The sequence below is a fragment of the Nocardioides sp. P5_C9_2 genome (assembly GCF_054049555.1).
Genome location: NZ_JBFUMD010000323.1, coordinates 1 through 4,632, shown reverse-complemented (window position 1 = coordinate 4,632; position 4,632 = coordinate 1). Strand labels below are relative to the sequence as shown.

At 71.3% G+C, this 4,632-nt stretch carries 3 protein-coding genes and 1 pseudogene; 2 read left to right on the top strand and 2 right to left on the bottom strand.

Translation table 11 applies throughout. The features are described 5' to 3' along the window. On the bottom strand, positions 1-2,105 hold a 2,105-nt coding region (locus tag ACXJKL_RS15105; RefSeq protein ID WP_457207858.1), incomplete at its 3' end, for an ATP-binding cassette domain-containing protein. Positions 2,106-2,239: 134 nt separating this feature from the next. Here ACXJKL_RS15105 and ACXJKL_RS15100 point away from each other — a divergent pair. Together ACXJKL_RS15100 and ACXJKL_RS15095 are read left to right on the top strand one after the other, a co-directional pair. Next, positions 2,240-3,421: a benzoate/H(+) symporter BenE family transporter gene (locus ACXJKL_RS15100; RefSeq protein ID WP_457207857.1), complete on the top strand. Its 1,182-nt coding sequence runs from the start codon at positions 2,240-2,242 to the stop codon at positions 3,419-3,421. Between the two features lie 34 nt (positions 3,422-3,455). Next, a complete protein-coding gene (locus tag ACXJKL_RS15095) occupies positions 3,456-3,938 on the top strand; it encodes a pyridoxamine 5'-phosphate oxidase family protein (RefSeq protein ID WP_457207856.1) in 483 nt (160 codons plus the stop codon). Between the two features lie 384 nt (positions 3,939-4,322). Here ACXJKL_RS15095 and ACXJKL_RS15090 read toward each other — a convergent pair. Further along, a pseudogene (locus tag ACXJKL_RS15090) lies at positions 4,323-4,632 on the bottom strand (alkaline phosphatase D family protein); the annotation flags it as partial.

Genomic DNA, 4,632 nt, shown 5'->3' with positions numbered 1-4,632 from the left:
AGGATGTAGACGTCACCCTTCTCGGCCATCTGGGTGGCCAGCTTGAGGCGCTGGCGCTCGCCGCCGGACAGAGTGGTGAGGGGTTGTCCCAGGCTCAGGTAGCCGAGCCCCACGTCGCGGAGCCGGGCGAGGACCTTGTGCGCCGCGGGGGTCTTCGCCTCGCCGTCGCCGAAGAACTCCTCCGCCTCGGTGACCGACATCGCGAGCACCTGGGCGATGTCCTTGCCGCCGAGTGTGTACTCGAGGACCGAGGCCTGGAAGCGCCGGCCCTCGCACTCCTCGCAGGGTGACTCGACCGTCGCCATCACGCCGAGCTCGGTGTAGATCACGCCGGCGCCGTTGCAGGTCGGGCAGGCGCCCTCCGAGTTGGAGCTGAAGAGCGCCGGCTTGACCCCGTTGGCCTTGGCGAAGGCCTTGCGGATCGGCTCCAGGAGCCCGGTGTACGTCGCGGGGTTGCTGCGCCGCGACCCCTTGATCGCGCCCTGGTCGACGACCACCACCCCGTCCCGACCGGCGACCGACCCGTGGATCAGGGAGCTCTTGCCCGAGCCGGCGACCCCGGTGACGACGCACAGCACCCCGAGCGGGATGTCGACGCTGACGTCGTTGAGGTTGTGGGTGGAGGCTCCCTCGACGGACAGCTGCCCGGACGGGGTGCGCAGGGCGTCCTTGAGCGTGGCCCGGTCGTCGAGGTGGCGCCCCGTGGTCGTGTCACTGCCCCGCAACGCCTCGACGCTGCCCTCGAAGCAGACCTCGCCCCCGGCCGTGCCGGCGGCGGGACCCAGGTCGACGACGTGGTCGGCGATGGCGATCGTCTCCGGCTTGTGCTCCACCACGAGGACGGTGTTGCCCTTGTCGCGCAGCTGGAGGAGCAGCTGGTTCATCCGCTCGATGTCGTGCGGGTGCAGCCCGATCGTGGGCTCGTCGAAGACGTAGGTGACGTCGGTGAGCGACGAGCCGAGGTGGCGGATCATCTTGGTGCGCTGGGCCTCTCCCCCGGAGAGGGTGCCCGCGGGCCGGTCGAGCGAGAGGTAGCCGAGACCGATCTCGGTGAACGAGTCCAGCAGGTGCTGAAGCCCCTTGAGCAGCGGCGCCACCGATGGCTCCTCGAGCTCGCGGACCCACTCGGCCAGGTCGCTGATCTGCATCTGGCAGAGCTCGGCGATGTTCTTGCCCTCGACCCTGGACGAGAGGGCCTCGCGGGTCAGCCGGGTCCCGTCGCACTCCGGGCAGGTCTGGAAGGTGACCGCACGCTCGACGAAGCGGCGTACGTGCGGCTGCATCGCCTCGGGGTCCTTCGACAGCATCGACTTCTGGATCTTGGGGATGATCCCGTCGAAGGTGAGGTTGATGCCCTCGACCTTGATCTTGGTCGGCTCGGCGTAGAGCATCGTGTCGAGCTGCTTCTTGGTGAACGACGAGATGGGCTTGTCCATCGGCAGCCCGACGCCCTCGAAGAGCCGCCCGTACCACCCGTCCATCGAGTAGCCCGGGATCGTCAGGGCGCCCTCGGACAGGGACAAGCTGTCGTCGTACAGCGCGGTCAGGTCGATGTCGTTGACCGTGCCCATCCCCTCGCAGCGCGGGCACATGCCGCCGAGGTAGACGGCGTCCTTGACCACCTTCTTCTCGGTGCGGCCGGCCTTCTCGGTGCTCATCACGCCGCCGGCACGGCGCGTGGGCACGTTGAAGGAGTACGCCGTGGGCGGTCCGACGTGGGGGGTGCCGAGGCGGCTGAAGAGGATGCGCAGCATCGCGTTGGCGTCGGTCGCGGTGCCGACCGTCGAGCGCGGGTTGGCGCCCATCCGCTCCTGGTCGACGATGATCGCCGTCGTGAGCCCCTCCAGGTAGTCGACCTCGGGCCGTGCCAGGCTGGGCATGAAGCCCTGCACGAAGGCGCTGTAGGTCTCGTTGATCATCCGCTGCGACTCCGCCGCGATGGTCGCGAAGACCAAGGAGCTCTTGCCCGAGCCGGAGACGCCGGTGAAGACCGTCAGGCGTCGCTTGGGCAGCTCGACGCTGATGTCCTTGAGGTTGTTCTCCCGCGCGCCCTGCACACGGATCAGGTCGTGGCTGTCGGCTGCGTGCGCCCCGGTCGTGGTCATGTGTGTCCCTCCGTACGACCGCCCCCGCGGTCACCCTCGCATGTGGGTCGATCCAACCAGACCCCGCGGACAGCCGCAGTCCACGGCGGCCGTCCCGTCGTCGGGGGCGGCCCCGGGCCCCCTACCCTCCACGCATGAGCCGTACGACGACCGCGACCGGCACGTCGCACGCCGTCGTGGCCGGCATCGTGACCGCGCTCGTCGGCTTCACCTCCTCCTTCGCCGTGCTCCTGACCGGGCTGACCGCCGTGGGTGCGTCGCCGCAGCAGGCGGCGTCGGGACTCGCCGTCCTGTCGGTGACCATGGGCCTGGGCTGCGTCGTCCTGTCGCTGCGGCACCGGATCCCGGTGACCATGGCGTGGTCGACGCCGGGTGCGGCCCTGCTGGCGGGGGCCGCCGTGCCCACGACGGGCTGGGCCGGGGCGGTCGGTGCGTTCGGGTTCGCCGGGGTGCTCTACCTGCTCACCGCCGTCGTGAAGCCGCTCGGCACCTGGGTCGGCCGGATCCCGCCGGCCATCGCCAGCGGCATGCTGGCCGGGGTGCTGCTCACCCTGTGCGTGGCCCCGTTCCGGGCGCTCGCCGAGGAGCCGGCGGCCATCGCCCCGGTGCTGGTCACCTGGCTGGTCCTGCTGCGGGTGGCGCGACGCTGGGCCGTCCCCGGGGCGCTCGTGACCGCCGGCGTGGTCATCGCCGTCGCCGGTCGCCCCCTCCCGGACGGCTCGTTGCTCCCGGCGCTGACGTGGACCACCCCGGCGCTCGACCTGGGAGCCGTGGTGGCGCTGGGCCTGACCCTCTACCTGGTCACCATGACCGGGCAGAACATCCCGGGGGTCGCGGTGCTGGAGTCCTTCGGCTACCGCGCTCCCCTGCGTCAGGCGCTCGGCTGGGCGGGGGTCGCGACGGTCGCGACCGCACCGGCCGGTGGCTACAGCATCAACCTGGCCGCGATCTCCGCCGCGCTCGCGGCCGGACCCGAGGCGGGCCCGGACCGGGAGCGCAGGTGGGTCGCCGGGGTCGCCTGCGGGGCGTCGTACCTGTGTCTCGCGCCGCTGTCCGTGCTGGTCACCTCGCTCAGCGAGGCCGCCCCGCCCGGCGTCATCACCGCCGTCGCGGGTGTCGCGCTGATCGGCACCTTCGCCGCCGCTGCGACGTCCGCGCTGTCGCGACCCGAGCACCGCGAGGCGGGGGCCGTCACGTTCCTCGTGGCCGCGTCGGGGCTCTCGTTCGCGGGGGTCAGCCCCGCGTTCTGGGCGCTCGTGGTCGGCGGGCTGGTCCTGGTCGTCACGACCGCGGGCCGGCCCGCCTCCTCGGGGTGAGCCGGGTCCCCGCCGTCGGTGACAGGCTCGGGCCATGACAACCCACGAGGACCAGCTCGGCACCGTCACCGAGATCATGCGCGAGACCCGGATCGCGGTGCTGACCCACCACGCTCCCGACGGTGCGCTGGTGTCGCTGCCCATGGGCACCCAGGACTTCGAGACGCCGTCGACGGTGTGGTTCATCACCGAGCGGGACACCCACAAGGTGCACGCCATCACCGCCGACCCGCGCGTCAACGTCTCCTACGCGAGCAAGGCGGGCTGGGTGTCGCTCAGCGGCACCGCCCGCGTCAACGAGGACCGCGACAAGCTGCGCGAGCTGTGGGACGCCTCGGCCGGCATCTTCATGTCGGGAGGCCCCGACGACCCCGAGAACGTGCTGCTCGAGGTCACCGGCGCGACCGCGGAGTACTGGGAGTCCCCCGGCAAGGTCTCGACGATGATCGGCCTGGCCAAGGGGCTGCTCAGCGACGCCGAGCCCGACCTCGGCGACAACGCCACCGTCACCCTCTGACGGCGGCGCCCGTCCGGCGTACAGACGTCGGCGCACGAACCTCCGAACGGGTGAGGGACCCCGCCCGGGATGACCAGCCGGCATGGTCCCAACGGGCCATCTTCATACCGCATTCGGCGTGTTCGCACGAGATCTCGTCAGGAACCGGGCACCCGCGTGTCACGGTGATGGGACGCCAGCAACGAAGCCAGGAGCAGGACCATGTGGGACACCGTCGACACCAGCGGAACACATCTCTCGCACGACATGTTGTGCACCGGGTGCGGCCACGCGGTCCACAGCTACCTGCCCTGCTCGGACGCCTGCGCCTGCGCCCACGGACGCGTGCTCGCGGGTGCCGGACGCGCACGCTGACCTGCTGGACCGCGCCGCGGCGCGAGAGTCCTACTCGCCCAGGGTGTAGTCGGCGACCTTGGTCAGCTGCGGCGCTCCGTGGTCCCCGTCGACGACCTTCCCGCTGACCCACCACATGCGCAGCGACGTCGGTGCCAGCTCCAGGAACGCGAGGTTGTTGTCGAACCACGGCCCCTCGGCGTACGTCCACGTGATCGGGCTGGTGGGCACCTTGGTGGATCGGGAGGCAAGGCGGCCGAGCGGTCCGGCGACGCCGTAGCTGAGCACGGCCGTCGCGAAGCGCATGTTGCGCGACAGCGGGTTGCGGATCGGGGAGCAGACCGCCTGGATGAGGTGGCTC

Bases quoted from the DNA above. Each gene is read 5' to 3' on its own strand.
- ACXJKL_RS15100 (WP_457207857.1), top strand. From the start codon at position 2,240: ATGAGCCGTACGACGACCGCGACCGGCACGTCGCACGCCGTCGTGGCC.
- ACXJKL_RS15095 (WP_457207856.1), top strand. From the start codon at position 3,456: ATGACAACCCACGAGGACCAGCTCGGCACCGTCACCGAGATCATGCGC.